This is a genomic window from Mycolicibacterium novocastrense, assembly GCF_001570485.1.
Taxonomy (GTDB): domain Bacteria; phylum Actinomycetota; class Actinomycetes; order Mycobacteriales; family Mycobacteriaceae; genus Mycobacterium; species Mycobacterium novocastrense.
The window spans coordinates 43,534-58,857 of record NZ_BCTA01000105.1 but is presented as its reverse complement, the minus strand read 5'-3'; the positions used below and the strand labels follow the sequence as shown (position 1 = coordinate 58,857).

The window sequence follows — 15,324 nt, the reverse complement described above, 5'->3', positions numbered from 1 at the left end:
CATTCGACTAGGAGGCGATGGGCGATGACCATGCCGATACCACCTACGTTTGACGTCGCCGGCAGCCTAGTTGACGATGTGCACGCTGCGACGGCCCAACAGGTATTGAGTCGAGCGAAAGCTGCGCGGCTGCGACCGCTGTGCTTGTGCCAGTCGCCAGGGGTTGAGATGTACATCGCCGCCGCTGGACACGACCTCATCGTCAAACGGATGCCCGGAACGGCGGGCTGGCATGACCATCGGTGTCGCTCCTGGCTGCCTCCCGGTGAGCTTTCGGGTTACGGAGCTGTTGCTGAGCGGTCAATCGTCGATAACCCTGCGGACGGCACAACGGCGCTGCGGCTCGGGTTTTCACTGTCGAAGGCCGGGAATCGGGCCGCTCCTGAGCCTTCCGATTCCCTGTCAAACACGGTCCAGGCAGACGGCAGCAAGCTATCGCTGCGTGCTGTGCTGCACTACCTGTGGGACGAGGCGGAACTGACTAGTTGGCACGCGGCTTACGCCGGGCACCGTTCCTGGGCGGTCGTCTACCGGCGTCTGCGAGCAGCCGTGGACGGCAAACTCGTCCGCAAGAGCCCACTGGCCACGTCGCTGTTCGTGCCCGAGCCTTTTTCGGCCGACCGCAAGACCGAGATCGAGCAACGTCGGATTAGAGCATGGGCGCCGGCGCGGCGTCAGCCAGGGAAGACCACCAAGTTGTTGATCGGGGTGGGTGAAATCAAGGCAATCGAGCCAGCCGTTCATGGCTTCAAAGTGCAGGTGCGCCACCAGCCGGGGCACCCCTGGTTCCTTGAGGAGGACCTGTACCGCAAGCTCACCAAGCGGTTCGCCACCGAACTCGAAATGTGGCGCATGGCCGAAGCGGGCGAGGTGCGGCTACTAGCGATCTGCACCTTCTCGGTTTCGCGGGCCGGATACGCGAACGTCGAACACCTTTCACTGATGACGACCGATCGCAACTGGCTACCGTTCACCGGCGACGCCGACCGCACCCTGCTCAATACCGCCATCGACGAGGACCGATCGTTCCGAAAAGTGCTGTCGTATAACGGCGGCACGGTAGCGATGGCGTCCCTGATTTTCACCGACACCACTCCCGCGATAGCCGCATTCATCGACCGTCCTGCCGGACAAGCCGATGGTGATACGGCGGCGATAGCCGGACTGCCGGTGTGGAACTGGCGTACCGACGAAGACATGCCGGATCTGCCCTCACCAACGTCCTGAGACACCGCAGCTAGACAGAGAGGGGACCACCGTGACGCACACCGCGCAACTGATCGACGGCGACTGCCGCGCTGCGACGGGCGAATCGAACCGTCTCACGGATCGCCTTTACTGGGCGATGTCGAGGCTGGTCAATCACGGATGGCTGGTCGAACAGTTCGGCCCAGACGGATGGTCTGTCCGCGATGAGCGGGGCCGACTGCACACAGTGCGAGCCGAGCGTGACGGCGGTGGCAGACAACCCGTCCTGGAGGTCCACGTCGGCGGGCTGTTGGCCGAGCTGGTCAACCTGCCGCCCGACGACCGTGCCGCCGTCCTTCGTCAGGTCGATGCGAGCCTGCGGCTGCACATGCCCGCTGGCAGAGCGCACCCCGACGATGCGATCCAGCCCTGGCATCTGCCGTCGGTGGTGGGTGAGCAGCCCTGCGCCGAGGTGCGGCGGGCGTACTGGTCGGCGGTGACCCTGACCGACGATTACGGATGGCAGATCACCGATGTCCACGCCGAGGGCTTTGACGCCGTCACGCCCGGCGCTACCAGCCCGACGGCGTTTCGCCGGCGGCGGGGCATGGGGACGACCGCGGACACACTGGCGCATCTGCTGACTGTGATGAGCGGACACGTCGCCCAACTGGCTGCTCTGATCTCGGCGCATCAGGCTACGACGCGCACGATCCGCCTGCCGCTCGGGGGACCGCGATGACCATCATGAACATGGCGCGCGGGCCGATCAGTCTGGCCTGCGATGACAGCCCCTGGGCTGAGGACCACGCTGCGACGTTTCGCCAGATCGCCCGCGCCCTCGACGCTGGCGACTTGTTGGCCGGGACGGGGCAGGACCACCACCGCACCGCCGGGCAGCGCTGGGCTGCCGCCGTGCACTTTGCGGTGCGTCTGGCCGGTCGCAGCGAGGAATTGCTGACCCTTCGTGACCGCTGCGGGGGTCACGGCCCCGGATGCTCCTGCGGGATGGCTGATTCCGGCGGCATCGGCAACGTGCTCTGTGATTACGCACAGGCCCCCGAGGACCCGGTGGGTCAGCCGGGTCATGCGATGGGGTTGACGCTGCGCCGACCGTGGGCGTCGATGCTGATGGTCCCCCCGCCGGCCGGCGGCAAGAACGTCGAGAACCGCACCGACACCACCTCCTACCGAGGCCCGGTTCTGATCTACGCAGGGGCTCGCCTCGATCACGCCGGGGTCGAGCTGGGAGGGCGACACGGCTTGCAGTGTATGGACTTCCACGCCTCCCAGCAGGGCTGGCTGGGCGCCGCGGTGCTCGTTGACGTTCACCGAGCCCGTGGCTGCTGCGCCCCGTGGGGCAACACCCGCAAGACCCGGCAGTTGTATCACTGGGTGTTCGAATCACCGGTCCGGTTGGCCCGCCGGCCGTGGCGCGGTGGGGCACGCGGGTTCGTTGGCCTGCAACAGGTTTCCTGGTCGGCACTGATCAATCCGAAGGTGTATCGCAGCACACGAGAGGGGAAGGTGTGATGGACGACGACCACGACTACGGCTGCGACCGTGGCGGGCCGCTGCGCACCGAGGCCGACCGCTTACTGCAGGCCAAGTACCACCAGAAGGAACGCGACCGAAACAAACGGGACATGTTGAGCCGGATCGTAGACGTACTCGATGACGTTGCCCCGCAACACCGTCCCCGGCCACACCACTTGGCTGATGTCGCCAGCTTCTACGGTGTGCACCCTCGGGCGGTACTGACTGTGCTGCGCCGACACCGTGAGGAGTTCGAATCCGACGGCTGGCGCCAAAGCGATCCGCATCGGCGCCGCTTCGACTACTGGCCCGACGAGGCGGTGGTGCGTGCGGGGCTGCTGCTGGATCGGTCTACTGTTGCCGACCAACTACGCCACCTGCTGGGGCAGGGGACGGTGCCGCTGGTGTACTCGCTCAGCGATGCGCGGATCAACCAGTGCCACCGGCTGTACCGCAAAGCCTTGGGGGTCGTGGGGGATGTTCATGATCGGAGCCCTGACGAGCTGTGGCACAGCCTGCAGCAGACCGACCGCTACGAACTCATGGCACTGGTGGTCGCGCTCGCGGCGCTCATCGACGACGAGAAGCCCAGCCCGGGAGGGTGGCTGCGACGGCTGAGCACCCCCACCGGCAAGCGTAAGGACGGCAGCATTCGGCGTGGTCTTGCACTGCTGATTCCGATGCGGCAGAACACCGACGAACGACGTCAGCCCCGACCCGGAGTAGCACTGGACTGTGCTGAGGCCGCCGTCGACAGTGCCGTCGCCCAATGAGAGCAGACACCGCAGTGGTCTCCCCGCTGGCCGAACGGAGCGCGGGCGCTCAGGAGGCCGGCGCCCGGATCGCCGGGATGCTGCCCACCCACACCCACTACGTGCAGCTGCAGTCGGGGGGATTGGAGGTGCTGCTGCACAAACCCCCCAGCCCTGCCGAAACCATCAACGACACCAGCCTGGACATCGTGACGTTTTGGAGGGTGTTGCGCGACCGCCCCGACGATCTGCGGCGCGCGTGCGCATTGACCCCGGTCAGCCGCATCGAGTTCGACACCGCCCGCGGTAGCGGTTCCCACCTTGGCATCGACGACCTTGAGAAAGCCCGCCGGGTGTGGGTGCGGCTGAGCCAAAGCGCCGACGGGTCTGCACGATTGCGCCCACAATGGCGAGGGATACGACGCGGTCGACAGCACACTGACATCGAGGCGCTGGCGCAGCGCATGAGGGAAGTCACGTTGGAATGCCTGCCTGCGGTCAAGGTCGTTGAAGCACTCGGCGGCCACCGCGGTGTGTGCTTCTACGCCGATCTGCGGGCGAACCTGTACGACGCCCAAGGCGCCGACCCCGGTGCGGCCTTTCGCCCCGGACCCGACGTTCTGCTGTCGGCGCTGTCCAAAACCAAAGCGGCAGCGGTGGTCCGAGTGGACCACACCGAAGTCGAGATGACGGCACCGCCCGGCTGGGCACAGGCCGCGCTGACCGTCCAGTCCGGGCATCCGGTGCTGCTGTGGTCGAACCGGCCGCCACCGATCCAGCAGCCGCTGTTCGACGTCGCGGCCGCCACGGTTGGCAAGGAGACGTCGTGACGCGGGCCGAGACCTACCAACTGCGGGCTCAGCTGCTCGAACTGCTGCGGGAGGCTGGCCAACCGATCAGCAGCGCGACGCTGGCCAGAATGCTGCCGTGGCACACCGAGCGATTGGACCTCGGCTGCGAACTGGTCTGCCTGGCCCCACGCCGCACAAGAACGTTGGAAGTGGTTGAGTGCCACGGCAACTGGCACGTTGTGCGTCGCCCGCGCTCCTCCCAGGACTCCGGAGCAGGCATCTACCGCCATCTGAGAAGCCTCGCCGGCGAGGGCGTGGTGCGAGCCATCAGCCTGGGGCCACGTCGGGTGGAGTGGGAGTACATCCGACCTCGGTAAGGTACTCCGAATCGGAATCGAGACCCCGGGTTTAAGCCTGGGGGTGGGCGCGTCGAGTTGCCTTCGACTTGTAGGACACATTGTGTGTTGCGTGTGTGTGTGCATGGTGCGTGACGTGCAGCAGCAACTCACGGCGTAGGTGCCACTATGAAATGTTGCATCGCCTGCGGCGGCGAGCTCGAAGGGGAGGCGAAGTTGGGCAGGATTTTGTCGGGCCGGTCTGCTTCAGTGGTTGTCGTGGTGGGAGAACAACAGCGTGAGCGAGAAGAGACGGGGGCGGGTCGACGGGGGCCGCGCGGCGCGCTGCCGTGAGCACGTTCGTCAAGTGGTCGCGCGACGTCGCGGACTTCCTCGGCCGCGACGCGATCATGACGGTGAGCCGTACGTCGAAGGACTACAACTGTTTCAGCTGTGGTCAACCGGGAAAGGCGACGCGGGAGCGCACCAACGTCGTCGTGGTGACCGGCGACGGACCGCCGGTGATCAAGTTTGCCCACGGCCGTTGCATGCAGTCGCAGGTCATTTCGACGACCCTGCCGATTTCCGCGCGCACCGACTGGGAGCGCGGCGAGGACGTCACCAGCCTGCAGCTGTTGTGGCCGACTCCCTCCGGCTATAGCGCGGGGCTGGTGATCGACCGCTCTAGCGGTGTGACTGCTTTGCACCGTACCGGTGACGTCGAAGACCTCTGGACACAGCTGCTTCTTGAGCAGGGCTTCGACCTCCTGTTGGAAACGGGCCAGCCCTGCCCTGTCGTGAATACGTGCGCGATCGAACTCGACACCGCCGGCCGGGGCCGGGTACTGCTCAACGACAAGGCCCATCCTGGCCAACAGTTGGTGCTGCTCGACCATCTGCCCGACAACTTGCCCGACTGGACACAGGCGGCCTTCGATGTCGGTGCGGTGTGGATCTTCGCGGGCGACGTCGGCCTCCAGGACGACGCGTCGCAGGGCGCGCCGGCACTATTGGCGGAAGCGATCAGCAAAGGAAACCTCGTCGGCGCGACCGTTCCGGTGGTGCACGCGTCGTGAGTTCGGGGTGGGACACACACCGAACACTGATGTTCGAGGGTCAGACGGTGCCTTTAAGTGTGGGGTCAGCGCGTCCATGCGGTAAGACACCCCTAGCCAGTTGCGCCGATACACGGGGAGCTATTCGGGTGTGACCAAACCGCGCAGCGTCGGAAACGGCGAAACGTCCAACATCTCGGGCAGTGTCTCCAGCGTGAACACGCGCCCATCCGTGTCGCGCAGCACCGGCCCCAGGGTGTCGTTAACGCGATTCCAGCCGATCCCGCTCAGCAGCGCGAACACCGGCACGCCGCCCAACCGCGTACCCTCGGCGCGCAACCGCTGGAACCGCGCGGCCTTGTCGCGGGCCGTGCCGCCGTCGTTGGCCCCTTTGCACTCGATCACGGCCTTGAGTGAGTTGGACTTGTCGAACACTACGAAGTCAGGCGCGGGTCTGACGGTGAGCTGGAATCGCGCCTCAATGTCGCCTTGGTTGTGACTGCCGGTGCGGATGTAGGGCACCCCGACGTCCCGCAACAGTGCCTCGTTGGCGTCCTCCAGCAGATCACCGCGCAGCGTTGATGTTGCGTCCAGCACTTGCCGGAACATGCCGCCGTAGTGACGCTGATGCAGCAGACGTTGATACGGCACGCCGTCAGTCGCCAGGCCGTGAACGCTCGCCCAGCCGTCGCGAGTGTCGAACTTGTCTTGCTTGCTGTGCAGTCCGGGCGGCGGTTCGGCGAACAGTTCGCGGCGCACCAGCGCGTCAATAGTCGCGGCAACGACCGTCGCCTGTTCTGCTGTCAACGGGGTGCCGCTGCGCTCGGCAGAGTCCACCTTGCCGCCCGCAATCGCGGCAGTAGGCATGTCGAGTCGCGCCGCGATGATGGCCGCTGCTTCGGCGAACTCGTTGCGCACGAGCCCGGTAATCGTGCGTAACACGAGCAGCGTGCGCGCGTCGGCCAGCAGCACGCCGCGGAGCTCGTCCGCGCTCACCTTGGTGAATCCGTCCGTGGCGGCCACCGTCGCGACATAGACCTCATCGAAGTACGAATCGTCGTAGAAGGGCGCGTCATGGACGTAAGCGAAGTCCGGCGTTAGGTGCGGCACGTATAGCGCGCGCGCAATATCGGCGTAGATGCGCTGATGCTCTTGGGTGCCGTGCCGCTCGGGAATGCGCCGAATTTCGTTGACGCGCTTGTCCCACGTGTCGGCAGCAGCGACCGCCGCAACCGTGTCGTCTATCGCGGTCACTGGCCCACTGCGTGCAGCACAGCGGGCGGGTCGTCGGCAACGTCGGCGGCAATGCGACGACGCGCCTCTACGGCGAACTCTTTGTGCAGTTCAAAACCGAGCGCCTGCCGGTCGTAGCGGCGTGCGACGACCACGGTCGTCCCGCTACCGGCGAAGGGGTCAACGACTAGGCCGCCCTTCGGACTTGCGCAGCGGATGAAAAACTCTGCCAGTCCCTCTGGCATGGCGGCGGTGTGCGCTACGCCCTTGTGCTGGTTGTACGTCTGCGGAACCGAGACGACGTTGCCCGGATCGGCACCGCCGCGCAGATAGGTTTTCGTGCGGTCTCTGCCAAATCCGGCTGCGGTGTTGCGCCGCCCGTTCAGGTCTCTGTCGCGGCGGGCAATCTCGGCTGCGTCGGCCTTGTACGGCACGCGCACGGCGTCCAGATCGAAGTACGGGCGCGGCCCGCGTGCGAAGTGATAGACGTACTCGAACGAGTCCTTGGTGCGCGGTCCGAAGCGGCCCGGTACGGCGTTGGGTTTGGCCCAGATGTAGGTCTCTATCCAGCGCCAGCCCATCTGTTGCAGCGACAGCACGAGCTGATAGACATACGGGTGCCGCTGGCCGCGCAACGGCCCGCGATTAGCCACGCGGTTCTTGATGTTGACGATCAGGCTGCCCGTTTCCGCTGTCGCGGTGAGCATTTTCTCGGCGTAGGGCAGAAACCACTCCACGTAGTGGTCCGGGTGGATCCGACTATAGGCGCGGGCGTCGGCGTACGGCGGCGACGTAAAGAACAGGTCTACGCTGCCGGGCGGCAGCCCGGGTAAAAGGTCGGCGGCGTCCCCTTGGACGACACTCTGAGCAAGCATCCGACCCAACCGAACCCGCGTCGCCATAGCCGGATACTAAGCCAGCCCTACCCACACCACCCGGCAGGCGCGCCCGACGCCGCTGCCCGCTTTCGCCATGTTTACGCAGCTCAGCCCCCGCAAGGAAAAAGGCCGTACGTGTCACTGGGCACGGCTGCGGCCGAGTGCGCGGTCGGTGTCGCCGCTCATGCTTTGCAGTCGGTCGTGTACTCCGTGGGCGCTGCGGTGGGTCTGTATGAGGCGTTCGTATTCGGTCAGCGCGGCGGTGATCTCGGGGGTGTGTTGCTGTGGGTCCAGGTCGCTGGCCTGGGTGAGGGCGGCTTGCAGGTCGGGGGACTCGGATGGGACGGGGTGGTTGCGGATGGTGTGGTCGGCGCTGAGAGTGCGCGACCAGGGCAGGTCTTTATTGAGCAGGCGCAGCAGCGGCGCCGACGGTGCGGCCGACCATTGGCGGGTGTCGGTGTCGATGAGCACCAGGCGGACGTCTGCGCTCACTGCACTCTCGGCGAGGTCGGCAATCTCGGTGGGCGTCAACCGTTGGGCGTGGTCGACGACGGCGATGGTGCCCGGTGTTGTGGTGGCGGGCTCGAAGCGAAGTGTGGCGGCGTCGACCGTCTCGGGGTGCAGCGCTGCGGTGTGCGGGTCGTTGAGGACGTCGTGGGGAGCCGACCAGATGATGTGGCGGTTGTTGGCCGCGGCGGCGTCGGCTAGGACGGCCATCTGGGGGATGAGTTCGGCGCGGTCGGTCGCGGTGACGGCGGTGACGGCGAAGGGGTTGGCCGCCACGGACGCTAACGCGGGGCCGGCCGACAGCTTGGCCAGTGCTTCGCGGTCGAGGCGCAGGGGGGGTTGGAAGGTGTTGTGGCCGGCGGCGGCGAGCACCCGCAGTTCGGTGGTGATGCGGGGTAGTTGTTCGATGATGTGATCGGCGGTGCGCATCTGGGCCTCGGCGAAGGCGCGCGAAGCGGCGGATTCGGCGGTCAGTAGTTGGTCGAGCTGGCGGCGCAGTTCGGCACGTCGGGCGCCGAGGAGTCTGTCGTCCTCGGCGCGGCATTGCGCCAGCAGCGCATCCACGTCGGCGTGGGTGATGATGTTGTCTGCGCCGCCTGCGGCGGCCTCGCGGCGTTCGGTGACTTCCCGCAGCGCCGGGTACCAACGTTGGGCGGGTGTGTGCTTGGGCAGCACTGTCTCTTTGAGCCAGTTGAGGTGCTGGGCGGCCGAGGCCACGTCGAGCGGGTCGCTGTCGGCGTCGGTGCGCAGTGTGTCGTAGTCGCGTTGGGCGGCGTCGATCAACGCCAGGCTGCTGGTGTAGGTCTCGTCGTCGTCGTGCCAGCGGTCGAGGACGGATTCAATCTCTGCCAGGTAGGGCCGGTCGGCGTCGGCGCGGGCCCGCATCGCCGTGATCCGGGTGCCTGCGGCCTCGATGGCGGGGCCTCCGGTGGTGGATCTCACCTGGGTGGCGAGGGTCTCGTAGTCGGCCAGGGCCGCTTCGTACCGCTCGCGCAGGGCGCGCACATCGACCTGTGCGGCGGCCAGTGCGGCGGCCGGAGCGGGTCTCGTGGTGGACAGAGAATCGAAGTCGATGTAGTCCTCGGGAGCGGCGTACTCATCGTCGGGCGGGGCCAGCGACAGGTCCTGGTGGGGGTCGGCGGGCAGGTCGTCATGGAAGCCGAGTGCGGCGGCAAGCACGTCTGGGTCGGACAGCGCGTCGGTCAGCACAAGGGGATCGGCGGCCGGGTGGGGGCGTTCGGGGTCGGGGTGCAGGTGTTGGAGTTCTTCGTATTCCTCGTCGCTGAGCGGAGGGTGCTCGGGTGTTGGGATGTCGTGGTCGTAGGGGGTGTCGGTGGTGAACAGGTCGATGGAGTAGGTGAGCAGGCGGGCGTACTCGTCGGGTCGAAGGTGATGTGTCAGTGCGGCGTCAGCGTCGGCGAGGTGCTCGGCGGCGACCTGCAGCAGATCCAGCGGTTGCCACCGCTGAGGGTCTGCGGCCGCGATGGCCGACACCAGTGCGGGGAATGCTGGGTCGGCGGCGATGGTCTCGGCCAGGGCGCTGCCGAACACGGTGTGCAGTTCGGGCAGCCAGGCTGGGCGCAGCCCGTTGTGGGCCGTCTCGACGATGGCCGGCGACAGTGTTCCGCACAGCCGCCACCACAGGGCCGCGGCGGGAAGGTCGTCGGGCAGTGGGCGTTCGCCGGCGGCGGTGAGGACGAGTTGTTGGACGTTGACTCCGGTGCGGGAGGCCTCGGCGAGGTGGGTGGCCAGCTGTGGCCAGAACGGGTCTTTTCGGATGTGGGGGTTGATGGAGTCGACCAGTTCGTTGTAGCGGCGGTGGCCGATCTGGGCGCCGACGACGGTGGCGGCCCGCTTCTCGAGGCGGTGTTGGGCGGCGCGCAGACGGGCCGGATACTGCTCGGCTCCGGCGATGCGGGTGTCGGCGTCATCGACGTCGGTGGCGGCCCGGTAGACGGCCAGATCGGCGGCCAGCGTGGCGTCGGGGCCGACGATGGGTCGCGCCCAGCGGGGTGCGGTGGCCGCTGTCCAGGCCGCCACGTCGTCGCGCACGGCGGTGTCGAGGTCGCAGATCAGTTCGGCGCGGCGGCTCAGATACGGGCCCCAGCGGGGGTCATCGCGCAGCCGTGAGGGGATGGCCGGAAGCCACGGCAGCGGCCCGGTGCCCCCGGAATGCGAACCGGATGGATCGAGTCGCCAGTCGATCACTGCGGCGGGATCGGCGGCGTCATCGAAGCCGCCGGCGCGCACCACAGCGGTGAGCCGCTTGAGCGGGTTGTAGCCGTTGGCGGCGATCAGCGACAGGTGTTGGCGCAGCACCGGCCACGCAGCGGCCGTGGTCAGTCCGGGCAGAGTCTCCTCGGCGTGCCGGTCGAGCGCGGCATGCTCGGCGGGGGTGAGCAGCTGCTCGGCCCCCGACCCGACGGCGTGGTTGTACATGTGCGCGGCGGCTGAGAGTCGGCGGCGCGGGTCGGCGGTTTCGCGCTGCAGTGAGGTGGCCGACACCTGGGCGGCGTCGCGGCCAAGGGCACGTGTGAGCACGTCCACGGCTGTGTCGGGGTGGGTTGCCTTCGGGGTCAGGATGCGGTGGGGATCGTTTTCCGCTGTGGAGAAGTAGATGTGGTTTTCGCGCACACCGCGGGTCAGCGCGGTGTAGATCTGCTGGCGGCTGAGCCGGTCAGAACCGACGGTGTGGCAGCGGTGGCGGGCCGTGGCGCCCTGTGCGCTGTCGATGGTGGCGGCGTATCCGAGGGTGACGTGAGCCCGCACGTAGTCGCCGGGAAGGTGGCGGTGGGCTCCGGATTCCAGGTGGGTCACGGTCAGTGATCCGTCGGGTTCCACGGCGCTGACTTCCCACCGATAGCCGTTGCGAACGAAGTCGTTGGAGCCGACGGTGAGCATCCGCGCGTTCTTCTTGGTGAACACGATGTCGCCCACGCTGGCGCGCGAACCACCGGCCAATCCGGCTTCCCTGGTGGGTGCTTGGTCGCCCAGTGTGGTCAGTCGGTGCAGTCGGGCACGCTCGTTGAGTTCGGTCACCAGGTCGTGGGTGGGCGCCAACAGCAGGGAGTGGTGGCCCTGTTCGTTGTCCTCGCGCCAGGCGTCGAACGCCATGTCGAGGGCCATCGCGTCGGTGCCGACATGGACTCGCTGGTGGTCGATGTAGAAGGCGATGCCCGAGGGGTCGCCCTCGCGCATCGCCAGCCCGGCCTGGGCCTCGGCGGGGGAGGCGAACCGCATCACCTGCGACAAGGTGATGGCTTCACTGCTGTGGGCGAGGTCGCGCAACACGCCGCCGGCGCTGATCGACGCCAGCTGTTTGTCGTCTCCGATCAGCCGCACCGACGCACCTCGGGCCAGCGCTGCTGAGATCACCGCATCGAGTGCGAGGGTGCCGGCCTTGCCCGCTTCGTCGATGATGAGAAGGGTTGTGTGGTCGATACGGTCGAACCATTCGCGGGCGGGATCGCCTGCATCGGCGTGCGGGTTGTTGTGCAGCCAGTTGAACTTGTCCACGGTGTCGGCGACGTCGATGTCGATTTCGTCGCGCAGGATTTGGGCTGCACTTGCGCTGGGGGACAGCCCGATCACGGTGCCACCGGTGCTCTCCCATGCCCGCGCCAACGCCGACATCGCGGTGGTTTTCCCGGCCCCTGCCGGGGCCAGCGCGAGCATGACTCGCTGACCGCGGCTGGCCATCTGGCGGACCAGTTCGGCTTGGCCGGCGTTGAGTTCGCGGCGGTGCGCGGCCTCGGACAGCAGCGCCATTTCGACCTCGATGGGATCGACTTGACGGCCGTCGGTGAGGGTGGCGGCAGCCAGGATGCGTGTTTCGGCGGCCAGGATTTCGGCGCTGGTGTAGGTCTGGCTGCCCGCCAGCCGGTAGACGCTGGTGCCGTCTTTGCGGCGCAGCACTGCCGGTTCGCCAAGGTCGGTGTCGGGGCTGCTGGCGTGGCGGATACTCAACGGTTCCGACAGTGCGATGTCGGCGATCTGTTCGGCTAATCCGTCTGTGTTGGCGTGCTCGGTGGACCGGGTCAGACGCAGTGCTTCGGCCAGAATGTGGGTGCGTTGCCAGGTCGAGCGTGACTGGGAAACGACGGCGATGACGCGCTGGGCCTGGGTGGTGAGCCAGTCGGAGGTGATGGTTGCAGCGGTGCGGGCGCGGCCGCTGAGGCAGCGCCCGAGCATCGCGTTGAGTGCCTGCTCGTCACCGAGAAGTCCGATCGCTTGGGCGCGCCATTCCTGCCGCTGTTCGGCCAGCGAACGGGGTTCGTGCTTGGCGGCGCGGGTGGAAAGGGTGGCCTGTTGGAACAGCGCGATCGACTCGGGTGTGGTCGGTTCGCGGCCGTGCTCGGTTTGGAACTTCTTGGCCAACACGGCGTATTCGGCGTCGATCGCGGCCCGCCGAGAGGACCACAGTTCGAGCAGTTCGGGATTGACTCCGACGACTTCGCGGACTTCGCGTTTGCCGTCGGGGGTGTGTGCGCGGGAGGCGAACCGCATCCCCAGTTCGGCGCCGAGGTATGCCTCAATGCGGGTGTTGTACAGCTCTGAGGCGGCGACGGTGGAGGCGTAGAGGGGGCGGCCGTCGAGGGCATACCAGCGCCAGATTCCGTCGGTTCCTTGTGCGCGAACCTTGTTCGACACTGCGACGTGGGTGTGCAGTCCGGGGTCGGCGGCTCGGGTGTCACGGTGCAGGAAGTGGGCGGCTATGAAGCCATCTGTGTCGATCTGCGCAACGCCTTGCGCGCCGATGCGCGTGTATGCGGCGTGGTCCTGCAGAAAGTTCTGCGCGTCTTCGACGGCGCGCGTGTGGCACTTCTCGATGATCTCGGCGATGTGCAGCGGGGCCAGCGCGTAGAGCGCGGACACACTTTTGACCGGGGTGTAGGTCATGTCGTAGCCGGCAACTGAGGTGGTGAGCTGGCGGGTGCCGCGGGCGATGTATCCGGTCAGCTCGCGTTCGTCGGCGGGGGGTCGGGCGTGGTCTTCTTCGAACATTTCGGTGGCGATACGAGTGCGCATCGCGGCCCGCAGTTCTTCATCGATGGGGGCGTTCCAGTGCTTGCCCTGACTGATGTTGTGGTCGCGGAAGGCCACGGCAAGCCGTTGCTGCAGAGCGGTTTCCCCGGCGTTGACGTGGAAGGGGCGGCCGAGTTTGACCGCGGCCAGCGCACCGTTGCGGGTCGCGCCTTGAGCCATCAGGTGCCGCGCCAGCGGGGTCGCGTTGGGGTGGACGCCGAGGCCGAAAAGATTCTTCATCTGGTCCTCGGTGACCTCGGACCCGGCCTCGACGTTCCATAGTTGGGCGCCTTGGTCGGTGTGAGCGCGATGCTCCATCGCGGCGGCCAATCCGGCCAGCCCGCGCCCCGCCCAGCGGCCCGGTGTCTCGCCCTTGGAGGAGTAGTAGTCCCCGAGGGAGTCGGGTCCGGTGTGGGTGCGGTCATGGGCAGCCACCTGCCGCACCAGATACAAGTATCCGGTGCCGGCAGTCAACTTGTGAATGCCCATCACGGCTCGGACGCTAGGCAGCGGTGATGACGATCCCAAGCCTGCGACACCCCCTGCCGCCCAACCGGCGTTACCGTTTCGTGACCTCAGTGCAAGAGGTGTGTGGGACAAAACCAGGGCTGATAGGTGGAGGTGCTGGTGGGAAGGGGTGCGGGCTGGGATTTGGGCGGTGACGGAAGGTGATGGTGGGAGGGGGAGTTGGGAGGGTGATTACGTCAGCAGGGCTGGTTACAGTCCGCAAGCATGAGAAATGCAACGAAGAAATCAGGGAATCTGCAACGGGCTTTGGAGGCGCGGCGCCGGGCGAATGCTGAGCGGGAGGCGCGTGAGCGGGCGATTGTCCAGTCGCTCAAGGAGTTCCTGGACGAGCTGGACAAGCTGGAGCACATCGAGCAGTCCGCAGCCAAGGATGAAGAGGCGGCGCTGGCCAGGGCCGCCGAGCAGATCGCTCGGATCGAGCGCGAGTTGAACGAACGGCTGGAGCGGGTTCGGCGCAGCGCGCAGGAGAAGGCGACGACGATTCGGCGGGCGGCCGGGGCTGCGGCGAAGGTGCTGCGGACCAATGGCGAAACGATCGCCGGTATCGCAGCGCAGAGTGGTCAGACCCAAGCGCGGGTGCGAGAACTGTTGCGTCTGGCCGACAGCGGACAGGACGAGGCCGGCGGGCAGGGTGAGGATGCGACAGGCGCGGGCAGCGGCGCGGATAGCGCAGCGCCGGTTGGTGATCCGTCGCCGGTGAGCGAAGAGGCTGCCGCGGTGGATCCAGCCACCGAGGCACTGAGCGCCTGACGACTCGGATGAGGCAGGGCCGCGAGTTAGTGGTCGACCCGGTGCGTCATGCCAGCGAGATCGCGCAGTTTTTTGCACACGTGGTGCGCGGTCCTGGGCGGCAGGACTGCTGGCTGTGGACCGGGGCCATCGGAACAGATGGATACGGGCGTTTCGCGTTGCGGCGCAGCGGCTGGCGGCACCCGGTGATGGTACGGCCACCGCGCTATGCGCTGGCGTCCGCGCAGGCGGGGGAACCGCTACAGGGGGATGTGCGTGCGCTGCACGAGTGCGACGTGACTTTGTGCGTGCGGGTGGTGACCGCCGAGGAGATTCGTGGCGGGGTGCGAGCACACGTGATGGCGGGCACTCAGCAGGAGAACATGGAGCAGATGGCGGCGCGGGGCCGCGGTGGTGGCCGGCCGACGGTGATCGCGCGGGGCGCGGGTGTAAGAGCGCGACGCGAACGGGCTCTGGCACTGCGGGCGGCGGTGCGGTCGGGGTGGGATGCGGCCGCGGTGGAGGCGGCGATGCTCGGGACGCAGCCACGGTTGTGGTGAGCCCGAACGGCTTTTCAGCGACGGGTGCGGAGTTTGAATCCGCACCCGTCGCTTCTTCGTGGCTCGATTCTTGACGGCTGGGTGGCCGGACAAGAAGTGAGCTGGCCCGCCCCTTGGTGGGGACGGGCCAGCTCGGCGGGTTGGTCAGGCGTCGGGATCTGCGCCGGTTTGGGCGATGATCGCTTCCGCGTCGGCGAAGTAGTAGCC

Annotated in this window: 12 protein-coding genes; 9 read left to right on the top strand and 3 right to left on the bottom strand. The window is 67.2% G+C overall.

The annotated features are described in order from the left end of the window. Positions 1–24: 24 nt before the first annotated feature. The 7 genes from RMCN_RS30505 (at position 25) to RMCN_RS30475 (ending at position 5,678) form a co-directional block, all read left to right on the top strand. Positions 25–1,227 (top strand): DUF1173 family protein, encoded by a 1,203-nt coding sequence (locus RMCN_RS30505; protein ID WP_005148572.1) that lies wholly within the window; start codon positions 25–27, stop codon positions 1,225–1,227. A gap of 31 nt (positions 1,228–1,258) precedes the next feature. Continuing rightward, positions 1,259–1,930 carry a hypothetical protein gene (locus tag RMCN_RS30500; protein WP_005148573.1) on the top strand — a complete coding sequence of 224 codons (672 nt, stop codon included), beginning with the start codon at positions 1,259–1,261 and terminating at the stop codon, positions 1,928–1,930. Continuing rightward, positions 1,927–2,721: an ASCH domain-containing protein gene (locus tag RMCN_RS30495; RefSeq protein ID WP_005148574.1), complete on the top strand. Its 795-nt coding sequence runs from the start codon at positions 1,927–1,929 to the stop codon at positions 2,719–2,721. Before RMCN_RS30500 ends, RMCN_RS30495 begins: the two co-directional genes overlap by 4 nt. Further along, the gene (locus tag RMCN_RS30490; RefSeq protein WP_005148575.1) at positions 2,721–3,497 is read left to right on the top strand and encodes a hypothetical protein; all 777 of its coding nucleotides are present in this window, start codon (positions 2,721–2,723) and stop codon (positions 3,495–3,497) included. The genes RMCN_RS30495 and RMCN_RS30490 overlap by 1 nt, the downstream gene beginning before the upstream one ends. After that, positions 3,494–4,306, top strand: a complete 813-nt coding sequence (locus tag RMCN_RS30485) for a DNA adenine methylase (RefSeq protein ID WP_005148576.1) — start codon at positions 3,494–3,496, stop codon at positions 4,304–4,306. The genes RMCN_RS30490 and RMCN_RS30485 overlap by 4 nt, the downstream gene beginning before the upstream one ends. After that, entirely contained in the window at positions 4,303–4,644 is a 342-nt protein-coding gene (locus RMCN_RS30480; RefSeq protein WP_005148577.1) for a hypothetical protein, read from the top strand. The genes RMCN_RS30485 and RMCN_RS30480 overlap by 4 nt, the downstream gene beginning before the upstream one ends. 458 nt (positions 4,645–5,102) lie before the next feature. Then, positions 5,103–5,678, top strand: a complete 576-nt coding sequence (locus RMCN_RS30475; protein WP_234787854.1) for a hypothetical protein — start codon at positions 5,103–5,105, stop codon at positions 5,676–5,678. Positions 5,679–5,798: 120 nt separating this feature from the next. Here the strand turns inward: RMCN_RS30475 and RMCN_RS30470 are convergent, their stop codons facing one another. The 3 genes from RMCN_RS30470 to mobF all read right to left on the bottom strand — a co-directional run bounded on the left by RMCN_RS30470 (position 5,799) and on the right by mobF (position 13,789). After that, the gene (locus tag RMCN_RS30470; RefSeq protein ID WP_067396952.1) at positions 5,799–6,911 is read right to left on the bottom strand and encodes a hypothetical protein; all 1,113 of its coding nucleotides are present in this window, start codon (positions 6,909–6,911) and stop codon (positions 5,799–5,801) included. Next, complete coding sequence (locus RMCN_RS30465) at positions 6,908–7,792, bottom strand: DNA-methyltransferase (protein WP_050950697.1); 885 nt, start codon at positions 7,790–7,792, stop codon at positions 6,908–6,910. The genes RMCN_RS30470 and RMCN_RS30465 overlap by 4 nt, the downstream gene beginning before the upstream one ends. A gap of 114 nt (positions 7,793–7,906) precedes the next feature. Beyond that, a complete protein-coding gene (gene mobF, locus RMCN_RS30460) occupies positions 7,907–13,789 on the bottom strand; it encodes a MobF family relaxase (RefSeq protein ID WP_067396950.1) in 5,883 nt (1,960 codons plus the stop codon). A gap of 243 nt (positions 13,790–14,032) precedes the next feature. On the opposite strand from mobF, the gene RMCN_RS30455 reads away from it, so the two are divergent. Beyond that, the gene (locus RMCN_RS30455; RefSeq protein WP_050950698.1) at positions 14,033–14,578 is read left to right on the top strand and encodes a hypothetical protein; all 546 of its coding nucleotides are present in this window, start codon (positions 14,033–14,035) and stop codon (positions 14,576–14,578) included. 8 nt (positions 14,579–14,586) lie between these two features. Continuing rightward, entirely contained in the window at positions 14,587–15,117 is a 531-nt protein-coding gene (locus tag RMCN_RS30450) for a hypothetical protein (protein ID WP_005148583.1), read from the top strand. The last annotated feature ends 207 nt before the right edge of the window (positions 15,118–15,324 follow it).